16 protein-coding genes, 1 tRNA gene and 1 pseudogene are annotated in these 16,218 nt (G+C 68.5%); 5 read left to right on the plus strand and 13 right to left on the minus strand.

The annotated features are described in order from the left end of the window. Positions 1 to 45 precede the first annotated feature (45 nt). The 4 genes from ACFYXH_RS15675 to ACFYXH_RS15690 all read right to left on the minus strand — a co-directional run bounded on the left by ACFYXH_RS15675 (position 46) and on the right by ACFYXH_RS15690 (position 2,623). Positions 46 to 900 (minus strand): RNA polymerase sigma factor SigF, encoded by an 855-nt coding sequence (locus tag ACFYXH_RS15675; protein ID WP_389562848.1) that lies wholly within the window; start codon positions 898 to 900, stop codon positions 46 to 48. 235 nt (positions 901 to 1,135) lie between these two features. After that, the gene (locus ACFYXH_RS15680) at positions 1,136 to 1,978 is read right to left on the minus strand and encodes an RNA polymerase sigma factor SigF (RefSeq protein WP_385304303.1); all 843 of its coding nucleotides are present in this window, start codon (positions 1,976 to 1,978) and stop codon (positions 1,136 to 1,138) included. 177 nt (positions 1,979 to 2,155) lie between these two features. After that, a complete protein-coding gene (locus tag ACFYXH_RS15685) occupies positions 2,156 to 2,449 on the minus strand; it encodes a Dabb family protein (RefSeq protein WP_385304305.1) in 294 nt (97 codons plus the stop codon). Positions 2,450 to 2,458: 9 nt separating this feature from the next. Then, entirely contained in the window at positions 2,459 to 2,623 is a 165-nt protein-coding gene (locus ACFYXH_RS15690) for a hypothetical protein (RefSeq protein WP_385304306.1), read from the minus strand. Between the two features lie 1,331 nt (positions 2,624 to 3,954). Here ACFYXH_RS15690 and ACFYXH_RS15695 point away from each other — a divergent pair. Beyond that, positions 3,955 to 4,563 (plus strand): annotated as a pseudogene (locus tag ACFYXH_RS15695) (tyrosine-type recombinase/integrase); the annotation flags it as partial. 53 nt (positions 4,564 to 4,616) lie between these two features. Here ACFYXH_RS15695 and ACFYXH_RS15700 read toward each other — a convergent pair. The 4 genes from ACFYXH_RS15700 to ACFYXH_RS15715 all read right to left on the minus strand — a co-directional run bounded on the left by ACFYXH_RS15700 (position 4,617) and on the right by ACFYXH_RS15715 (position 6,117). Next, positions 4,617 to 4,701 (minus strand) — tRNA-Ser (locus ACFYXH_RS15700). Positions 4,702 to 4,759: 58 nt separating this feature from the next. Beyond that, positions 4,760 to 5,188, minus strand: a complete 429-nt coding sequence (gene tadA, locus ACFYXH_RS15705; protein WP_327328396.1) for a tRNA adenosine(34) deaminase TadA — start codon at positions 5,186 to 5,188, stop codon at positions 4,760 to 4,762. A 62-nt stretch (positions 5,189 to 5,250) separates the two neighbouring features. After that, a complete protein-coding gene (locus ACFYXH_RS15710; protein ID WP_327324638.1) occupies positions 5,251 to 5,790 on the minus strand; it encodes a hypothetical protein in 540 nt (179 codons plus the stop codon). Positions 5,791 to 5,931: 141 nt separating this feature from the next. Continuing rightward, on the minus strand, positions 5,932 to 6,117 hold the full coding sequence (locus ACFYXH_RS15715) for a hypothetical protein (protein ID WP_389562851.1): 186 nt from the start codon (positions 6,115 to 6,117) through the stop codon (positions 5,932 to 5,934). A gap of 116 nt (positions 6,118 to 6,233) precedes the next feature. Between ACFYXH_RS15715 and upp the strand changes: the two genes are divergently transcribed. Continuing rightward, on the plus strand, positions 6,234 to 6,869 hold the full coding sequence (gene upp, locus ACFYXH_RS15720; RefSeq protein ID WP_389562853.1) for a uracil phosphoribosyltransferase: 636 nt from the start codon (positions 6,234 to 6,236) through the stop codon (positions 6,867 to 6,869). A gap of 22 nt (positions 6,870 to 6,891) precedes the next feature. Here upp and ACFYXH_RS15725 read toward each other — a convergent pair whose 3' ends face one another. Further along, on the minus strand, positions 6,892 to 7,491 hold the full coding sequence (locus tag ACFYXH_RS15725) for a LytR C-terminal domain-containing protein (RefSeq protein WP_389563025.1): 600 nt from the start codon (positions 7,489 to 7,491) through the stop codon (positions 6,892 to 6,894). A gap of 148 nt (positions 7,492 to 7,639) precedes the next feature. Beyond that, positions 7,640 to 7,936, minus strand: coding sequence for a type II toxin-antitoxin system VapB family antitoxin (locus tag ACFYXH_RS15730; protein ID WP_003955420.1), 297 nt, complete (start codon positions 7,934 to 7,936; stop codon positions 7,640 to 7,642). Positions 7,937 to 8,030: 94 nt separating this feature from the next. On the opposite strand from ACFYXH_RS15730, the gene ACFYXH_RS15735 reads away from it, so the two are divergent. Continuing rightward, on the plus strand, positions 8,031 to 9,710 hold the full coding sequence (locus ACFYXH_RS15735) for a helicase HerA-like domain-containing protein (RefSeq protein WP_389562854.1): 1,680 nt from the start codon (positions 8,031 to 8,033) through the stop codon (positions 9,708 to 9,710). Between the two features lie 207 nt (positions 9,711 to 9,917). Here ACFYXH_RS15735 and ACFYXH_RS15740 read toward each other — a convergent pair whose 3' ends face one another. Together ACFYXH_RS15740 and ACFYXH_RS15745 are read right to left on the minus strand one after the other, a co-directional pair. Beyond that, entirely contained in the window at positions 9,918 to 11,450 is a 1,533-nt protein-coding gene (locus ACFYXH_RS15740; RefSeq protein ID WP_389563027.1) for a M28 family metallopeptidase, read from the minus strand. A 163-nt stretch (positions 11,451 to 11,613) separates the two neighbouring features. After that, positions 11,614 to 12,201 (minus strand): HhH-GPD-type base excision DNA repair protein, encoded by a 588-nt coding sequence (locus ACFYXH_RS15745; protein ID WP_389562855.1) that lies wholly within the window; start codon positions 12,199 to 12,201, stop codon positions 11,614 to 11,616. Positions 12,202 to 12,519: 318 nt separating this feature from the next. Here ACFYXH_RS15745 and ACFYXH_RS15750 point away from each other — a divergent pair, with 318 nt between their 5' ends. After that, complete coding sequence (locus ACFYXH_RS15750) at positions 12,520 to 14,157, plus strand: LuxR C-terminal-related transcriptional regulator (RefSeq protein ID WP_389562857.1); 1,638 nt, start codon at positions 12,520 to 12,522, stop codon at positions 14,155 to 14,157. A gap of 132 nt (positions 14,158 to 14,289) precedes the next feature. Further along, a complete protein-coding gene (locus ACFYXH_RS15755) occupies positions 14,290 to 15,507 on the plus strand; it encodes an NAD(P)/FAD-dependent oxidoreductase (RefSeq protein ID WP_389562859.1) in 1,218 nt (405 codons plus the stop codon). An 8-nt stretch (positions 15,508 to 15,515) separates the two neighbouring features. On the opposite strand, the gene ACFYXH_RS15760 is transcribed toward ACFYXH_RS15755, so the two are convergent. Further along, positions 15,516 to 16,184: a CGNR zinc finger domain-containing protein gene (locus ACFYXH_RS15760; RefSeq protein ID WP_389562860.1), complete on the minus strand. Its 669-nt coding sequence runs from the start codon at positions 16,182 to 16,184 to the stop codon at positions 15,516 to 15,518. Between the last annotated feature and the right edge of the window lie 34 nt (positions 16,185 to 16,218).

Raw genomic sequence — 16,218 nt, forward strand, 5'->3', positions numbered from 1 at the left:
ACGCACCGTCAATAAGGAACCCTGTCGGCGGGCTTCGGTCCGGGGTCAGTCGGCGATCAGGCCCTCCCGCAGCTGCGCGAGCGTACGGGTCAGCAGCCGCGAGACATGCATCTGCGAGATGCCGACCTCCTCGCCGATCTGCGACTGGGTCATATTGGCGAAGAACCGCAGCATGATGATCTGCCGCTCGCGGGGCGGGAGTTTGGCGAGCAGGGGCTTGAGGGACTCGCGGTACTCGACGCCCTCCAGCGCCGTGTCCTCGTACCCCAGCCGGTCGGCGAGCGAGCCCTCGCCACCGTCGTCCTCGGGCGAGGGCGAGTCCAGCGAGGAGGCGGTGTAGGCGTTGCCGACGGCGAGACCGTCGACCACGTCCTCCTCCGACACCCCGAGCACCGCTGCGAGTTCGGGAACGGTCGGGGAGCGGTCGAGCTTCTGGGCCAGCTCGTCGCTGGCCTTGGTGAGCGCGAGCCGCAGCTCCTGGAGCCGGCGCGGCACCCGCACCGACCACGAGGTGTCGCGGAAGAAGCGCTTGATCTCGCCGACGACCGTCGGCATCGCGAACGTCGGGAATTCCACGCCCCGTTCGCAGTCGAACCGGTCGATCGCCTTGATCAGGCCGATCGTGCCGACCTGGACGATGTCCTCCATCGGCTCGTTGCGGGACCGGAACCGCGCCGCGGCGTACCGCACGAGAGGCAGATTGAGCTCGATGAGGGTGTCGCGCACATAGGTGCGCTCCGGGGCGTCGCCCGTTCCCTCGGAGTCCAGCGCGCGCAGCCGCAGGAACAGGGAGCGGGACAGAGTGCGCGTGTCGATGGCTTCCGAGCTGTCAGGCACGACAGGTGCGGGTGCGCTCTTTGTGAGCGTGAGCACCTTCGAGCTGCCCTGTTCTACGGACATGCCACCCCCTTGAGGTCGCGGACGGTCGCGGCGGCCACGACCATCGGAGGAACGCAGCCTCCACCTGAATACCGGAGGCGGGGCTGCGGCAAACGCGGTTCCCGCAGAATGTCACATGTCGGCAACACGCTGTAGTGACATGTCGACATGTATCGGGTGAATTTGCGCAGGAAGCAGAGGGTGTGCGGCATTTGGGCAGCCCAAAGCTGCCCCTGAAACGGTTTACCCGTTTCAGCTATGCCTCGATCCTGTTTGCGGATCTGAGTCGGGCAAAGCTTCGGGCAAGCAGCCTTGACACATGCATCTGTGAAACGCCCAGCTCCTGGCTGATCTGCGACTGCGTCAGATTGTTGTAGTAGCGGAGCATGAGGATCCGCTGTTCCCGCTCGGGCAGTTGTACGAGCAGATGGCGAACCAGGTCGCGGTGTTCGACGCCGGCCAGCGCCGGGTCCTCGTAACCGAGCCGGTCGAGCAGCCCCGGCAGCCCGTCGCCCTCCTGGGCCGCCTCCAGGGAGGTCGCATGGTAGGAACGCCCGGCCTCGATGCAGGCCAGCACCTCGTCCTCACCGATCTTCAGCCGCTCGGCGATCTCGGCTGTCGTCGGGGTGCGCCCATGAGCCGTCGTCAGATCCTCGGTGGCGCCGTTGACCTGCACCCACAGCTCGTGCAGCCGCCGGGGCACATGGACGGTCCGTACGTTGTCGCGGAAGTACCGCTTGATCTCGCCGACCACGGTGGGCATCGCAAACGTCGGGAACTGCACGCCGCGGTCCGGGTCGAAGCGGTCGATGGCATTGATGAGCCCGATCGTGCCGACCTGGACGACGTCCTCCATCGGCTCGTTGCGGGAGCGGAACCGCGCGGCGGCGTAGCGCACCAGCGGCAGATTCGCCTCGATCAGCGCCCCACGCACCCGGGAGTGTTCCGGAGTGCCCGGCTTCAGCTCTTTGAGCTGGCCGAAGAGCACCTGGGTCAGTGCCCGGGTGTCCGCGCCCCGGCTCTGGGGTTTTCCGGGCGCCGGGGTGTCGTCGGGCCGCTCGTTCTGGGGCGGCACCTGAGGCGCAGTACTGGCCGACACGGTCACGCCACCCCTTTGCGGTCAACTACGGTCAACTCATCCGTCAAAAGCGGTCATAGCATCACAAGACATGTCCACTGTGTGCAAGCACCCGAAAACGCCGTGTTGAAGGCAAGTTGAGGGCTAAACTCAAAAGGCCCCCCGCCGGACAGGCGAGGGGCTGGGGAAACCGGGGGCTCAGAACTCGTAGTCGGCGATCACCCACGTGGCGAACTCGCGCCACTGTCCGGCGGCAGCCTGATGGGCCGGATGCCCGATGTACCGCGCCAGCGCCTCGCGGTCGGACACCGCGGAGTTGATGGCGAAGTCATAGGCGATCGGCCGGTCGGTGATGTTCCAGGCGCACTCCCAGAACTCCAGCTCGGGCACGACCCCGTCGAGCGCCTGGAAGGCCTTCACGCCGGCGGCCACCCGCGGCTCATCGCGATCGACGCCCTCATTGAGCTTGAAGAGGACAAGATGGCGGATCAAGGGGCACTCCTAATTGACGAGCTCTGTCATGAATCGTCCGACGCCCTGTGCGGCGCTCGAAATGCCCTCGAAGCCTATCTGGACCATGTCGGCAGCCCTGTCCGGGGAGGTGATGATCGTGTACAGCACGAAGACAACGACAACGTAGAGAGCGATCTTCTTCGTTTGCACCATCAGCCCCTGCCTCCCCTGCGATGCCTGTGGTCCCTGCAGCCTCTGCGGTCCCTACTGTCCCCCGGTCGCGCAGTCGCGTGAGTCTAACCGAGCCCTTGAAGACCAAGGGTCCGGGTGTCGAGGCCTAGGCCGACCCTGACTGCGGCCGGGCCTGGCGAGGTCTGTTCGTGCTGGTCAAGGGCTGCCCAGACGCCGTTCGGACGCGTTCACCTCGGTTCGCACTGCGCCCCGGCCGCGGGCGGTGTACGTCCGTGAACCGTGACGGACGCCGGTGAATGAGACGGAAACTGAGACGGCAGACTGCGCGCCGACTGGGGGGCTACCTGGTCGAAGGCGCCTCGCGAAGCCGAAAGTTGTGCGCTGGACCGTTTCTTTCTGATCATCGTGCGGACGCGATGAAGATGCCGGTGCGTGGACCCCGGCGAGGTTTGAGTCGAATGCTCCGAATTGCTGATCATCTGGTGAGTTCCGGCCGAGCGTGACGACCTATCGACTGTGTACGGGTCAGGCTCCGCCTTGGGTTCGAACTTGAATTCCTTAAGGACAAGGAGGAAGTGCATGACTCCTGACAACAGGACAGTGTCCCCGCTGGGACCTCTGCCCCCACGAGGCAAGTGGATGGCCGGCGGCGCCCTCGCCTCGCTTGCGCTGGTCCTGGCCCCACCGGAGTAGTCAGCCCGGTCACGGCCACGGCTCAGAGCATGGCTGACGGCGTGAGCGTGTCCAGCCGTGAGGGCAGCAGAGGCGACAAGTGCAAGGGCGGGTCGCACGACGACAAGCTGAAGTCCCAGAAGGGTGACTGCAAGAGGGGAGCGACCGGTCCGACAGGTCCGACGGGACCGACCGGGGCGCCGGGCACGCCGGGTACGCCGGGCGATCCGGGTCCGACGGGACCGACCGGGGCGCCGGGTGGTCCGGGTGGTCCGGGTCCCACCGGTCCGACTGGCCCTGCCGGTCCGACGATCACGCGCGAGGTGGTTACCGTCGGCCCCATTGTCGTTCCTGCCGGCGCGGCTGACTTGCGGACCCCGGAATGTCCTGAAGGACTGGAGCCTGTATCGGGGGATGCAAGGTCCAACACTGCCGCCACGACGATCGCTCAGTCGTACCCCGACGAGACACTCAACGGTTGGTCGACCAACGTGCGTAACGGCTCCACCGACCAGAATCCCGAAGTGACCTGGTTCTCCGTCTGCGAAACGATCGCATAAACGTCGGCGACCGGGTATTCGATGCCCATCCGGTACGTGGACTGGTAACCGAGACGAGAGCCCACAAAGGGCGGTCCCCCTCGGGACCGCCCTTTGTCTGTGCGCAGGTCGGCGTCATCGGCTGCCGGAGATCGCCGGAACTCGGCACGATGGGCCGTGGCCCTCTCGCTCGGACTCCGGCAGGGGGGAAGCCCTTGGCCTCAAGTGGACCGATGTGGACGTCAACGGAGGATTCCTGATGGCCCGTCGCAGCCGTCGTCGTCCGCGCTACGCCCACGGATGCGGAGACACTTGCGGCCGCAAGGCCGGGGGGTACTACCCGCAGCGGTAGCGGACCAACTCCGAGACGGCCGACACCAAATCGCGCGCGGGACGCCGGGTGGTCGGGCTTCCTCCACAGCTTGTGGAACTGCTCCACACCCGCAAGGGTCAAGCAGGATGCCGAGCGAGCCGAGGCGGCCCATTGACGCCGAGGTGCGGGACGGCCGACTGCACGACGCTTGGCATACCGCCGCCACGGTCCTGCCCATCCTCGGAGTGCCGGAGCGCGCAGTGATGGGGCTCATGGACTGGTCGTCCACGGCCATGGCTGCGAGGTATCAGCACATGGTCGACACGGTCCGCACCAGCATTGCTCGGCAGGTCGACGGACTCATCTGGAAGCCGGACGGAAACGGGACGGACGACGATGACGACGGGATCGCCGGAGCGCTCGTGAAGGCCAACTGAGACGGCAGATCGCGAAAGGGCGGCCCCATCGGGACCGCCCTTTCGTCTATCTGCGGTAGCGGAGGGATTTGAACCCTCGGTGACTTGCGCCACACTCGCTTTCGAGGCGAGCTCCTTCGGCCGCTCGGACACGCTACCGGGAGAGAGCTTAGCCCAAGGTGGGCCGTGCTCTGAAATCCGCCCGGGATCCCGTCGTTCACCGGTCCCGGAAGAAGCCCGTCAGCTGTTCGGCGCATTCGGCCTCCAGCACTCCGAGGATGACTTCGGGCCGGTGGTTGAGCCTTCGGTCCCGTACGACGTCCCAGAGCGAACCGGCCGCGCCCGCCTTCTCGTCCCGTGCGCCGTAGACCACCCGGTCCACCCGGGACTGCACGATCGCGCCCGCGCACATCGTGCACGGCTCCAGCGTGACGACAAGCGTGCAGCCGGTCAGCCGCCACTCTCCCAAATGCGCGGCGGCCCGGCGGATCGCCAGCACCTCGGCGTGCGCCGTCGGGTCGCCCGTCGCCTCACGCTCGTTGTGACCGGTGGCAAGGACCGTGCCGTCCGCGGACAGCACGACAGCGCCGACCGGCACATCGCCGGACAGCGCCGCGCGTTCCGCCGCTGCCAGGGCAAGGCGCATCGGCGCCTCCCACGGCTCGCGTACGGGATCGGGCGGTACGCCACCGGGTGCCGGTCCTGTCACTAGCGGACGGTCTCCAGTACCTCGGCGGCGCCCAGGGCGTCCGCGATCTCCAGCAGCGCGTCCGTGTCCAGCGCCAGCAGCTCCTTCTCCGACAGTCCCAGGTCCATGAGGATGTCGCGGTCGCCGACCGGTCCTGCCGGCACAAACTCGCCGGCCGGGCCGGACTCGCCGTCCGCCTCCTCCTCGTCGTCCTCTTCCGGCTCTCCGTCTTCGGTGCCGTCGAGGTCCAGCGTGTCGAGATCGTCGGCGGGGTCGTCATCGTCCCCGCCGAGCAGTTCCTTGGTGAGGATCTCCCCGTACGAGGAGCGTGCGGCCGCGGCCGCGTCCGAGACGTAGATACGAGGATCCTCCTCGCCCTCCACGCGGACGACACCGAACCAAGCGTCCTCCTGCTCGATGAAGACGAGCACCGTGTCCTCGTCCACCGAGGCATCACGGGCCAGGTCGGTCAGATCCGACAGGGTCTCCACATCGTCGAGCTCTGTGTCGCTCGCTTGCCACCCGTCTTGAGTGCGCGCGAGCAGTGCGGCGAAGTACACCGTGACTCTCCCACTGATCAGAGGTGTGACGACCGGCGGCGCTGTGCTTTGTGCCCCGCCCACTCGGAATCGTGGCAGAAACGAGCCCGTTGCGAGAGGTCTTCCGTCGTTGCGTCGGCCATCAGTTCTTACGAGGAGGGGCTACCAGCGGAAGGTCCGCATGCGCATTTGCTGGCGCATCCGGGCCGCTCGGGCCCTTCTGGGCTGGACTCGCTCACGCAGTGCCTTGGCCTCGTTGAGTTCGCGGAGGAACTGGGCGCGTCGCCGCCTGCGCTGCGCTTCAGTCTCGGGTTCTATGTCGTGCTGCTCCCGCTCAGGCTCCTGCATCGGCCACACCACCCCACGGCTTGGTCCGTATTCCCCCTAGGCCCTGCGGCCTGGGAGGGACCCCCTCCACCTTCCCTCCGGACCCTGGCTTGAAGCGAGCGGATACTGTTGTGCGCATGCGGATCCATGTCGTCGACCACCCGCTGGTGGCGCACAAACTCACCACGCTGCGCGACAAGCGCACCGACTCCCCGACCTTCCGGCGCCTCGCCGACGAGCTGGTCACCCTGCTCGCTTACGAGGCCACCAGGGACGTGCGCACCGAGCAGGTCGACATCGAGACCCCGGTGACCAGCACGACAGGCGTGAAGCTCTCGCACCCGCGCCCGCTGGTGGTGCCGATCCTGCGGGCCGGCCTGGGCATGCTCGACGGCATGGTGCGGCTGCTGCCGACCGCCGAAGTGGGCTTCCTCGGGATGATCCGCAATGAGGAGACCCTGGAGGCGTCGACGTACGCGACCCGGATGCCCGAGGACCTCTCGGGCCGCCAGGTGTACGTGCTCGACCCGATGCTGGCCACCGGCGGCACGCTGGTCGCGGCGATCCGGGAGCTGATCAAGCGCGGCGCGGACGATGTGACCGCGGTCGTGCTGCTCGCGGCGCCGGAGGGCGTCGAGGTGATGGAGCGCGAGCTGGCGGGCACGCCGGTCACCGTGGTCACCGCCTCGGTCGACGAGCGGCTCAACGACCACGGTTACATCGTGCCGGGCCTGGGCGACGCGGGCGACCGCATGTACGGGACCGTGGACTAGGAGCTGGGAGCCGGGTGGTTCCTCAGCACTTCCTGGAGGGCGCCGGAGCGGGATTGGCCAGGGTGGCCAGAGCCGCGTCGGCGTCCTTCTTCGTGTCCAGGGCCTTGAACGCCGTGCCGAGGATCAGGTCGACGTCCGCTGTTTCGCGGGTGTCGGTCTTCAGCTGGCTGCCCCGGAGCTGGGTGCCGAGCACGCGGAAGGCGCCCTCGTACGCGTTGGGGGCGCCCAGCAGTATTGCGGTGCCCGGGACCTTCTTGTCGTACGCCGGAGAGGCGTTGCCCACCTTGCCGATGGCGAAGCCGCGCCTTTTCAGCTCGTCGGCCGCCGCCTTGGCGAGGCCGCCGCGCGGGGTCGCGTTGTAGACGTTCACCGTGATCTGGCCCGGCTTGGGCGCCGGGGGCGCGGCGGACGATCTCGGCGCGGGCTTGCAGTCCGTCGTGCGGCCGCCCGCGGTTGTCTTCTTGCCGTCGCCCGCGAAGACGTCGATGAGCTGCAGCGTTCCCCAGCCGGCCAGGCCGAGGGCGACCGCCGCGGCGATGGCCGCCGATACGATCCTGCGGCGGTTGCTGGGGCGTCGCATACGCGGGTACTTGTCGCCCGTGATGCGGTACTTTCCGCCCATGCCGGGGGGAGTGAGCATGCTCATGGGCGCAGCGTAATGCGGGCTGGTGCCGATGCCTACTAGATGATCAATCGATTGCGTCCGTACGGCCCCGAAAGGGTCCGAAAGGCTCAGTCGGACTGGTCGCCGACCGGCCCCGGCCCCGGCCTCAGCCCAGCTCGAGCACGCGGGCGTGCAGTACCTGGCGCTGCTGCAGCGCGGCGCGCACGGCGCGGTGCAGGCCGTCCTCCAGATAGAGGTCGCCCTGCCACTTCACGACATGCGCGAAGAGGTCGCCGTAGAACGTGGAGTCCTCGGCGAGCAGCGTTTCCAGGTCCAGCTGGCCCTTGGTGGTCACGAGCTGATCGAGGCGGACCGGGCGCGGCGCGACATCCGCCCACTGCCGGGTGCTTTCCCGGCCGTGGTCGGGATACGGCCGCCCGTTACCGATGCGCTTGAAGATCACACGGAAAGCCTACCGGGCAAGCGGCGGTCGGCGCAGCCAGGCAGCGCCAGTGTAATGCTGGTCAAAGTGCCTATATCGGGAATAGGGGGTCGCCATGAGCGCCAGCCAACAGCCGCTGAACGCGCCGGAAACGGAAACGCCCACGGGTGTGTCCGGGGCTGATGGGGCTGCGTCCACCCCGGCGGGCGCGTCGGCCGCCGGGTCCGCGCTACCGCCGCCCGCGCAGGAGATCGCCGCCGGATACGCCCTCAGCGGCGCCGCACTGGACCTCGGCGCACTGCTCTGGGACGGCCAGTGCCGACCCGAGGCCCAGATCCGTATCCCGCTGTCCATGCTCAACCGGCACGGTCTGGTCGCCGGCGCCACCGGCACCGGAAAGACCAAGACACTCCAGCTGATCGCCGAGCAGCTCTCCGCGAACGGCGTGCCCGTCTTCCTCGCCGACATCAAGGGTGATGTCTCCGGCATCTCCGCCCCGGGCGAGTCGGGCGCGAAGGTCCAGGAGCGGGCCGGGCAGGTCGGGCAGGCGTGGGAGGCCAAGGGATTCCCCTGCGAGTTCTACGGCCTCGGCGGCATCGGCCCCGGCGTTCCGCTGCGCGCGACGGTCACCAGCTTCGGACCCGTACTGCTCTCCAAGGTGCTCCAGCTCAACCGGACGCAGGAGCAGTCGCTCGGGCTGATCTTCCACTACGCCGACTCCAAGGGTCTGGAGCTGGTGGATCTCAAGGATCTGCGGGCCGTGGTCGCCTTTCTGGTGTCGGACACCGGGAAGGCGGAGCTCAAGAACATCGGCGGACTCTCCACGGCCACCGCCGGGGTGATCCTGCGTGCGCTCACCGCCTTCGAGCAGCAGGGCGCGGGCGGCTTCTTCGGCGAGCCGGAGTTCGACACGAGTGAGCTGCTGCGTACGGCTCCGGACGGGCGCGGGCTCGTCTCCGTACTGGAACTGCCCGCCGTGCAGGACAAGCCGCAGCTGTTCTCGACGTTTCTGATGTGGCTGCTCGCGGACCTCTTCCACGACCTTCCCGAGGTCGGGGATGTCGAGAAGCCGAAGCTGGTGTTCTTCTTCGACGAGGCGCATCTGCTCTTCAACGGGGCGTCGAAGGCGTTCCTGGAGTCGATTACGCAGACGGTGCGGCTGATTCGCTCGAAAGGAGTCGGCGTCTTCTTTGTCACGCAGACGCCGAAGGATGTTCCGGGGGATGTGCTGGCGCAGCTCGGCAACCGGGTGCAGCACGCGCTGCGCGCCTTCACTCCGGACGACGCCAAGGCGCTGAAGGCGACGGTGAAGACCTTCCCGAACTCGCCGTACGACCTGGAGGAGGTGCTGACGGGGCTCGGCACGGGCGAGGCGGTGATCACCGTGCTCAGCGACAGGGGCGCCCCGACGCCGGTCGCGGTGACCCGTCTGCGCGCCCCGCAGTCGCTGATGGGCCCGATCGACGTGGCTGCCCTGGACGAGGCGGTGAAGTCCTCGCAGCTGTACTCGCGCTATGCGGAGGCGGTCGACCGGGAGTCGGCGTACGAGAAGCTGACGGCCGAACAGCAGGAGGCGGAGGCGGCGGCCGTGCGGGCGGCGGAGGCCGAGCAGGCCAAGGAGGCCAAGGAGGCGGCGAGGACGGCGAAGGCCCCGCGGGCGCGGGCGCAGGACGAGTCGGTGGTGGGTCAGGTGATGGGCAGCGGCATCTTCAAGTCGCTGGCGCGCTCGGTCGGCACGCAGCTGGGCCGGGAGATCTCCCGCTCGATCTTCGGCACGGCCCACAGGCGACGCTAGTCGCGTGTTTCGGCCTGGGGGCTCGCCCCCAGGCCCGTACGGGGCCTGGGGGCTCGCCCCCAGGCCCCGTACGGCCTTCGGCCGTGTCCTCAATCGCCGGACGAGCTGGGTTTCCCGCCCCGTCGGGCAGGAAACCCAGCCTCGCCGGCGACACACTCAGCCCCTCCGGCTTTTGGAGCGGGGCATGGGCGGAGCCCCAGGTGCGGCCTACTCGGTCACATCGTGGTCGTGTCCGTCGTGCAGGCCGCCACCGCTGCCCGCTTCGCCGCCCGTCGGGACCGTGACAACCGGCTTGCGCAGCGAGCTCAGGTCGTGGGCGTAAGTGCCCACCGCGTTGGCGATGACGCCGATGTTGACGGCGAACGCCTTCATGTCGATGTTGCTGATGTTGTCGCACTTGGCGTGGTAGCAGGAGTCGTACGCCACCCCGGCCGTGCCGCCGAACTTCTTCGCCTGGGCCGCCGTCTTGATGCCCTCGGCGCCCGTGAACGTACCGCCGGACGGGATGCCGACCTCGATGAACGGGCCGTAGTCCGAGCGGCCCGTGAAGTCCGTGCCCTCGTGCGGCCTGCCCCGCTTGTCGAGGAACTCGTTGATGTCACGCTCGAGTTGCGCCGAGCCGGCCGGGCCGGGGCCCGCGCCCACGCCGTCGGAGTTGTCGCCGTCGTAGACGAAGAGCCCGTAGTTCGGCGAGGCGATCATGTCGAAGTTCAGGTAGAGCTTGATCTCCTTCTTGCCCAGCGAGCTCAGCTGGGCGACGTACGCCTCCGAGCCGAGCAGGCCGTTCTCCTCCGCCGACCACCAGGCGAAGCGGACCTTGTTGGTCGGCCTCGCCTTGGACTTGGCGAGTTCCTGGGCGACTTCGAGGAGTCCGGCCGAACCGGAGCCGTTGTCGTTGATGCCGGGGCCCGCGGTGACCGAGTCGAGGTGCGCGCCGAGCATCACGGTGTTCGCGGCGTTGCCGCCGCGGGTCTCCGCGATGACGTTGTTGGTGGAGCGCTTCTGCTGGAGCTGGCGGATCTCGAAGGAGATGTTCACCGGGCCCTTGGCGACGTCGGCGGCGAGCTGCTCGCCCTCGGCCTGGGTGATTCCGCCGGTCGGGAGCTTGCCGGTCGCCGGGTCGCCGAGGGTGCCCGACAACGCGCCGTCGGCGTTGTTGTAGATGACCGCGCCGATCGCGCCGGCACCGGCCGCGGCAGCCTGCTTCTCGCCGAAGGTGCAGCCGCCGCGCTTGATCAGCGCGATCTTTCCGGTGAAGGTCCCGGAGGCGTAGTCGGCCGGCTCACAGCCGGTGGTCGCGTCCACCGGCACGGCGGCCAGATCGGCCTTGACGCCGCCCACCGGAGTGGACTTGGTGTACGTCATCGCCTTGATCTCGACGGCGCGCGGCGCGGGCGAGACCACGGAGAGCTTCTCGGCCTGCGTCTCGGTGTAGATGAAGTCGAACTGCTGGTACGAGACGTCGTAGCCGTACTTCTTCAGCTGCTGGTAGACGTACGCGGCGGAGGCGTCGTGCCCGAGCGTCCCTGCGGCGCGGTTGCCGTCGGTCGTGTCGGCTATCTGCTGGAACTTCTTCAGGTGCTGGAACGCGTCCTTGGCGGACGACTTCTCGACCAGTTTCCTTGCGAGCTTCGACGCGTCCTTGGCCGCCTGCTCGCCGGGGTTCTGGCGGGCTGCGGAGGGGGTTGCGGATGCCAGCAGGAGCGGGGTCGCGAGTGCGGCTGCGGCCATGGTGGCCACGGCTCTGCGATGGGTTGCCTTCACAGAGATCCTTCCCGTGTGTACGAGGTTGAGGGGAAGTTAGCGATCTTTGCGAGCTCTGTGAACCGATGTGCCCCAACTCACGGCATATTTCATCGCATTGATACCAGGAGGCGCCCCATCCACTTCAACACGCCGTGCATCAGGCCTTCTTGTCCGCCTTCGTGGCGCGTTTCATCTCCTGCTTGTACGCGCGCACCTTGGCGAGCGACTCGGGCCCGGTGATGTCGGCCGCCGAGCGGTACGAGCCCTGCTCGCCGTACGCTCCGGCCGCCTCGCGCCAGCCCTTGGGCCGCACCCCGAACTGCTTGCCCAGCAGAGCCAGGAAGATCTTCGCCTTCTGCTCGCCGAAGCCGGGCAGCGCCTTCAGCCGCGCCAGCAGCTCCTCCCCGGTCTCCACATCGCGCCAGATGGCGCTCACATCGCCGTCGTACTCGTCGACCAGGTACTGGCACAGCTGCTGCACCCGTTTGGCCATGCTTCCCGGATAGCGGTGGACGGCGGGCTTCTGCTTCAGCAGCTCGGCGAAGGCGTCGGGGTCGTACGCGGCGATCTGGGCAGCATCGAGATCGTCGGTGCCCAGGCGCTGCGCGATGGTGTACGGGCCGGAGAACGCCCACTCCATGGGGACCTGCTGGTCGAGCAGCATGCCGTTGAGCACGGCGAGCGGACTGCGGCTGAGCAGTTCGTCGGCCTCGGGCTGCTGGGCGAGATGAATCGTGGGGCTCATGTCCCGATGATCACCCGGCTGCTGACGCGCCGCCAGTCTCACGCGGGCGATCGGGTCGCTCCGGGGTGCACAAGGGCTGGAGCGCGCCCAGGGTCGTCGCCGCGCCGCCGAGGATCGGAAAGCTGCGGTGGCAGCCGGTGCGGCTGATCCGGTGGCCGGTGCTGAGGAGCGGCCGGGTCCGCCGGTCGCCCCATTCGGCCGGTGCTGCCTCGTCCGGACGGGGCAGCGGGCCCGTCTGCCGGCGCCCCCGAGACCTGCCGAGACCTGCCGGATCGAGGAGCGGTTCCCTCGTTCCGCGGATGCTGGGACAGTGGTTACATGCACCCGGCCTCAGCGCTGCAGTCCGTCGACGAAGCGATGTCGCGGCACGCGTGGGGGGATGTGTACGCGATTCTGTCGGAGGCCGACGGGCTGCATCCCCTCGATCCTGACGACCTTGAGCGGCTCGCGCTTGCCGCCCACATGACCGGCAAGGATCCCGAGAGCGACGAGGTGTGGGCGAGGGCCCACCATGCGTGGCTGAGCCGCGGCGAGGTGTCGCGGGCGGTGCGGTGCGTGTTCTGGCTGGGCATCGATCTGGTGCTGAGCGGTGAGTGGTCCCGCAGCACCGGCTGGGTGGCAAGGGGCCGGCGTCTGCTCGATGCCGAGCGTCCTGGCTGCGTGGAGGAGGGGTATCTGCTGGCGCTGGAAGGCCTGCAGAGCCACTTCTCCGGGGATGTGGCCAACGCCAAGGCCGTCTCCGAGCAAGCCCTTGCGTGTGCGACGAGGTTCGGGGACCGCGACCTGCTGTGCTTCGCCATGGTCACCGTCGGCGAAAGCCTGATCGGGCTAGGTGAGGCAGGAGAAGGTGTCCAGCTCCTCGACGAGGCCATGATCGCGGTGACGGCCGGCGAGGTGTCCCCGGTTGTCTCCGGACTCGCGTACTGCGCGGTGATCGCGGCCTGCCACGAGATCTTCGATCTGCGCCGAGCCCGCGAGTGGACGGCCGAGCTGTCCCGGTGGTGTGCGTCGCAGCAGCAGGTGGTGCCGTACCGCGGTGTGTGCCTGGCCCACCGTGTCGAGATCATGCGGTTGCACGGCGACTGGGCCGACGCCATGGACGAGGTCAACCAGGCGTGCCGCTGGCTGGGCTCCGCGCCGTCCGCTCGGTCCGCCGACGCCGCCTACTACCAGCTCGGTGAGCTCCACCGGCTGCTCGGCGAGTACGGCAAGGCGGACCAGGCCTACCGCGAGGCCAGCAGACTCGGACACACCGCGCAGCCGGGACTGGCGCTTGTGCTGCTCGCCGCGGGAGATGTACGGGCCGCCCAACACGCGATCCGCACCGCGCTCGACGCCGCCGCCGACCAGGCGTCGCGGTGCCGGATCCTGCCGGCGTACATCGAGGTCATGCTGGCCGCGGGCAAGGCCGATGACGCACGGACCGCCGAAGAGGAACTGGCCGCGGTGGCCGAGACCCTGGACGCTCCCCTGCTGAACGCGATCAGCGCTCTGGCGAAGGGGTCGGTGCTGCTGGCCGCCGGTGAGGCGCGCGGCGCGCAGGCGGTGCTCGGTCGTGCTGTGGCGACCTTCCGCGAACTCGACGCACCGTACGACGCCGCGCGGGCCCGGCTGCTGATCGGCCTGTCCTGCCGGGAGACCGGCGACGAGGTAACCGCCCGGCTGGAGATCGAAGCCGCCAAATCGGCCTTCCGGGAGCTGGGTGCCGCACCGGACCTGGTTCGCGCCGAGGAGCTGGCCCTCAAGGCCACGACCAGAGCGGCTGGTCTGCTCACGGCACGCGAGCTGGAAGTGCTGCGTCATGTGGCGGTGGGGAAGTCGAACCGGGCCATCGCGGACGACCTGTTCCTGAGCGAGAAGACGGTCGCCCGTCACCTCAGCAACATCTTCATCAAGCTCAGCGTGTCATCACGCTCGGCGGCCACGGCGTACGCCCATCAGCACAACCTTGTTTGACGTCACGTCCTCGTCCGGCGCCTACGAAGAAATACCCATGCCCGGGAGTGGACGTTCGCGGGAAGCGCCGAACCCTGCCTGCTGGCTAGCGTTTTCGTCGATGAGTCCTTCCGCGATGTGAGAGGTGACGTCATGTCGAAACAGGTCTACGACGCCATCGTCGTCGGTGCACGGTGCGCCGGCGCACCAACGGCGATGCTCCTGGCCCGCCGGGGCTACCGGGTGCTCGTGGTCGACCGGGCGAGGTTCCCGAGCGACACGGTCTCCACTCATCTTGTCCATCCGCCGGGGGTTGCCGCACTGGACAGCTGGGGACTTCTGCCCCAGGTGATCGCGAGCGGCTGTCCGGCGATCGACACCTACTCCTTCGACTTCGGGCACTTCACCATCGAGGGATCGCCGGCCGGCAATGGGTTCCGGGCCGCGTACGCACCACGCCGTACGGTCCTGGACAAGATCCTGATCGATGCCGCAGCCGAGTCCGGCGCGGAGGTGCGCGAAGGCTTCACCGTCGAGAACCTCGTGATCGAGGGGGACGCGGTGACGGGGATCAGGGGCCACAGCACGGGCGGGAAGAGCGTCACGGAGTACGCCCGTGTCATCGTCGGAGCCGACGGCATCAACTCGCTGGTGGCGAAAACCGTCGGCGACGTCCGGTACGCCGAGAAGCCGAAGCTCCAGTGCAGTTACTACTCCTACTGGACGGGCCTACCGATGGAAGGCCGGTTCGAGACCTACGTACGGCCCGACCGGGCCTTCGCCGCATGGCCCACCAACGACGACCGGACCGTGGTCATCTGCGGGCTGCCGATCCGTGACTTCGAGGCCAACCGTGCGGACATCGAAGCCGGTTACCTGGCCACCATGGCGCTCGTCCCGTCGTTCGCCGAACGCGTCGGCTCGGCTGCTCGCGTGGAACGACTCGTCGGAATGGCGGTGCCCAATTTCTTCCGGCGGCCGTACGGCCCCGGCTGGGCACTGGTCGGCGACGCCGGCTACGTCAAGGACTTCATCACTGCCCAGGGCATCCAGGACGCGTTCAGGGACGCGGAACTGTGTGCGCGGGCGCTCGACGAGACCTTCACCGGCAGCCGGGCGTTCGACGCGGCCATGCATGACTACCAGGAGGGGAGGGACACCCAGGTCATGCCGATGTACGAGTTCACCGCCCAGCTCGCCGCGCTGGACCCGCCGCCTCCCGAGCTGCAACAACTGCTCGGTGCGGTGTCGCAGAGCCGTCCGGCAATGGACGGGTTCGCCAGGGTGGCGGCCGGGGTCACGTCGCCGGCGGACTTCTTCTCGGACGACAGCGTGGACCGGATCATGGGCGCGGCGATTCCGAGCGGGTGACCGCGGCGTCAGGATCTGTTGCGTGTACGGGAGCGGTATTCGGCGACTTTCGCGAGGTTGCCGCAGCGGTCCATGGAGCACCAGCGGCGTCGGCGGGCTTGCGAGTCGTCGAGGAACAGCAGGGCGCACTCGGGGTTCGCGCACTCCTTGACCCGGGTCAGCAGTGGGCCGCTGACCAGTAGCACCGCGTCGCGGGCCACCGTCGCGAGGGCGGCGGGCGCGGGGTGCTCGGCCCGCCAGTGCAGGACCGGCTGCCGCTCGCTCTCCGCTTCCGCTTCCGTACCGGCTTCGGCTTCCGTGTCCGACTCCGTCTCCACGAGGGCCAGCTGGGGTGCGAGGTCGGGGCGGGCCGCCGCTTCGTTGACGTGTGCGACGTCGGCCGGATCCGGGTCCTGCCCGCCCATCGCGGCGAGCAGGAGCCGGTAGAGCGCTTCGCGCAGGGCGCGCCCGTCCGCGAGGTCCTCGGTGGTGATCCGCATTCCGTCCGGATCTGCCGGCAGCCCCGCCTGGCTGATCCAGCGGGCCAGGGCGCCGGGGTCGGCCAGCCTCTCGACGGGAGTGGTGTGGCGCTTGCCGAGCGTGGCGACGAAGTCCAGGCAGGGGCGCCCGCCGATGAACGGGAACGCCATCTGCTGGTCGGCGGGATCCCTTCGGGCGGACGCAGGCGTACGGGTCATGCTCCGCACTCTACCTCTTGACACCTGTTCATGG

Origin of the sequence: Streptomyces sp. NPDC002730, assembly GCF_042888805.1 — a bacterium.
GTDB lineage: Bacteria > Actinomycetota > Actinomycetes > Streptomycetales > Streptomycetaceae > Streptomyces.

Excerpts from the sequence above, each read along its gene's own strand:
- ACFYXH_RS15760 (WP_389562860.1), bottom strand. The coding sequence starts at position 16,184 with ATGACCCGTACGCCTGCGTCCGCCCGAAGGGATCCCGCCGACCAGCAG.
- ACFYXH_RS15715 (WP_389562851.1), bottom strand. The coding sequence starts at position 6,117 with ATGCAGGAGCCTGAGCGGGAGCAGCACGACATAGAACCCGAGACTGAA.
- ACFYXH_RS15675 (WP_389562848.1), bottom strand. The coding sequence starts at position 900 with ATGTCCGTAGAACAGGGCAGCTCGAAGGTGCTCACGCTCACAAAGAGC.
- ACFYXH_RS15735 (WP_389562854.1), top strand. The coding sequence starts at position 8,031 with ATGAGCGCCAGCCAACAGCCGCTGAACGCGCCGGAAACGGAAACGCCC.
- tadA (WP_327328396.1), bottom strand. The coding sequence starts at position 5,188 with ATGCGCCTTGCCCTGGCAGCGGCGGAACGCGCGGCGCTGTCCGGCGAT.
- ACFYXH_RS15745 (WP_389562855.1), bottom strand. The coding sequence starts at position 12,201 with ATGAGCCCCACGATTCATCTCGCCCAGCAGCCCGAGGCCGACGAACTG.
- ACFYXH_RS15725 (WP_389563025.1), bottom strand. The coding sequence starts at position 7,491 with ATGGGCGGAAAGTACCGCATCACGGGCGACAAGTACCCGCGTATGCGA.
- ACFYXH_RS15690 (WP_385304306.1), bottom strand. The coding sequence starts at position 2,623 with ATGGTGCAAACGAAGAAGATCGCTCTCTACGTTGTCGTTGTCTTCGTG.
- ACFYXH_RS15750 (WP_389562857.1), top strand. The coding sequence starts at position 12,520 with ATGCACCCGGCCTCAGCGCTGCAGTCCGTCGACGAAGCGATGTCGCGG.
- ACFYXH_RS15755 (WP_389562859.1), top strand. The coding sequence starts at position 14,290 with ATGTCGAAACAGGTCTACGACGCCATCGTCGTCGGTGCACGGTGCGCC.
- upp (WP_389562853.1), top strand. The coding sequence starts at position 6,234 with ATGCGGATCCATGTCGTCGACCACCCGCTGGTGGCGCACAAACTCACC.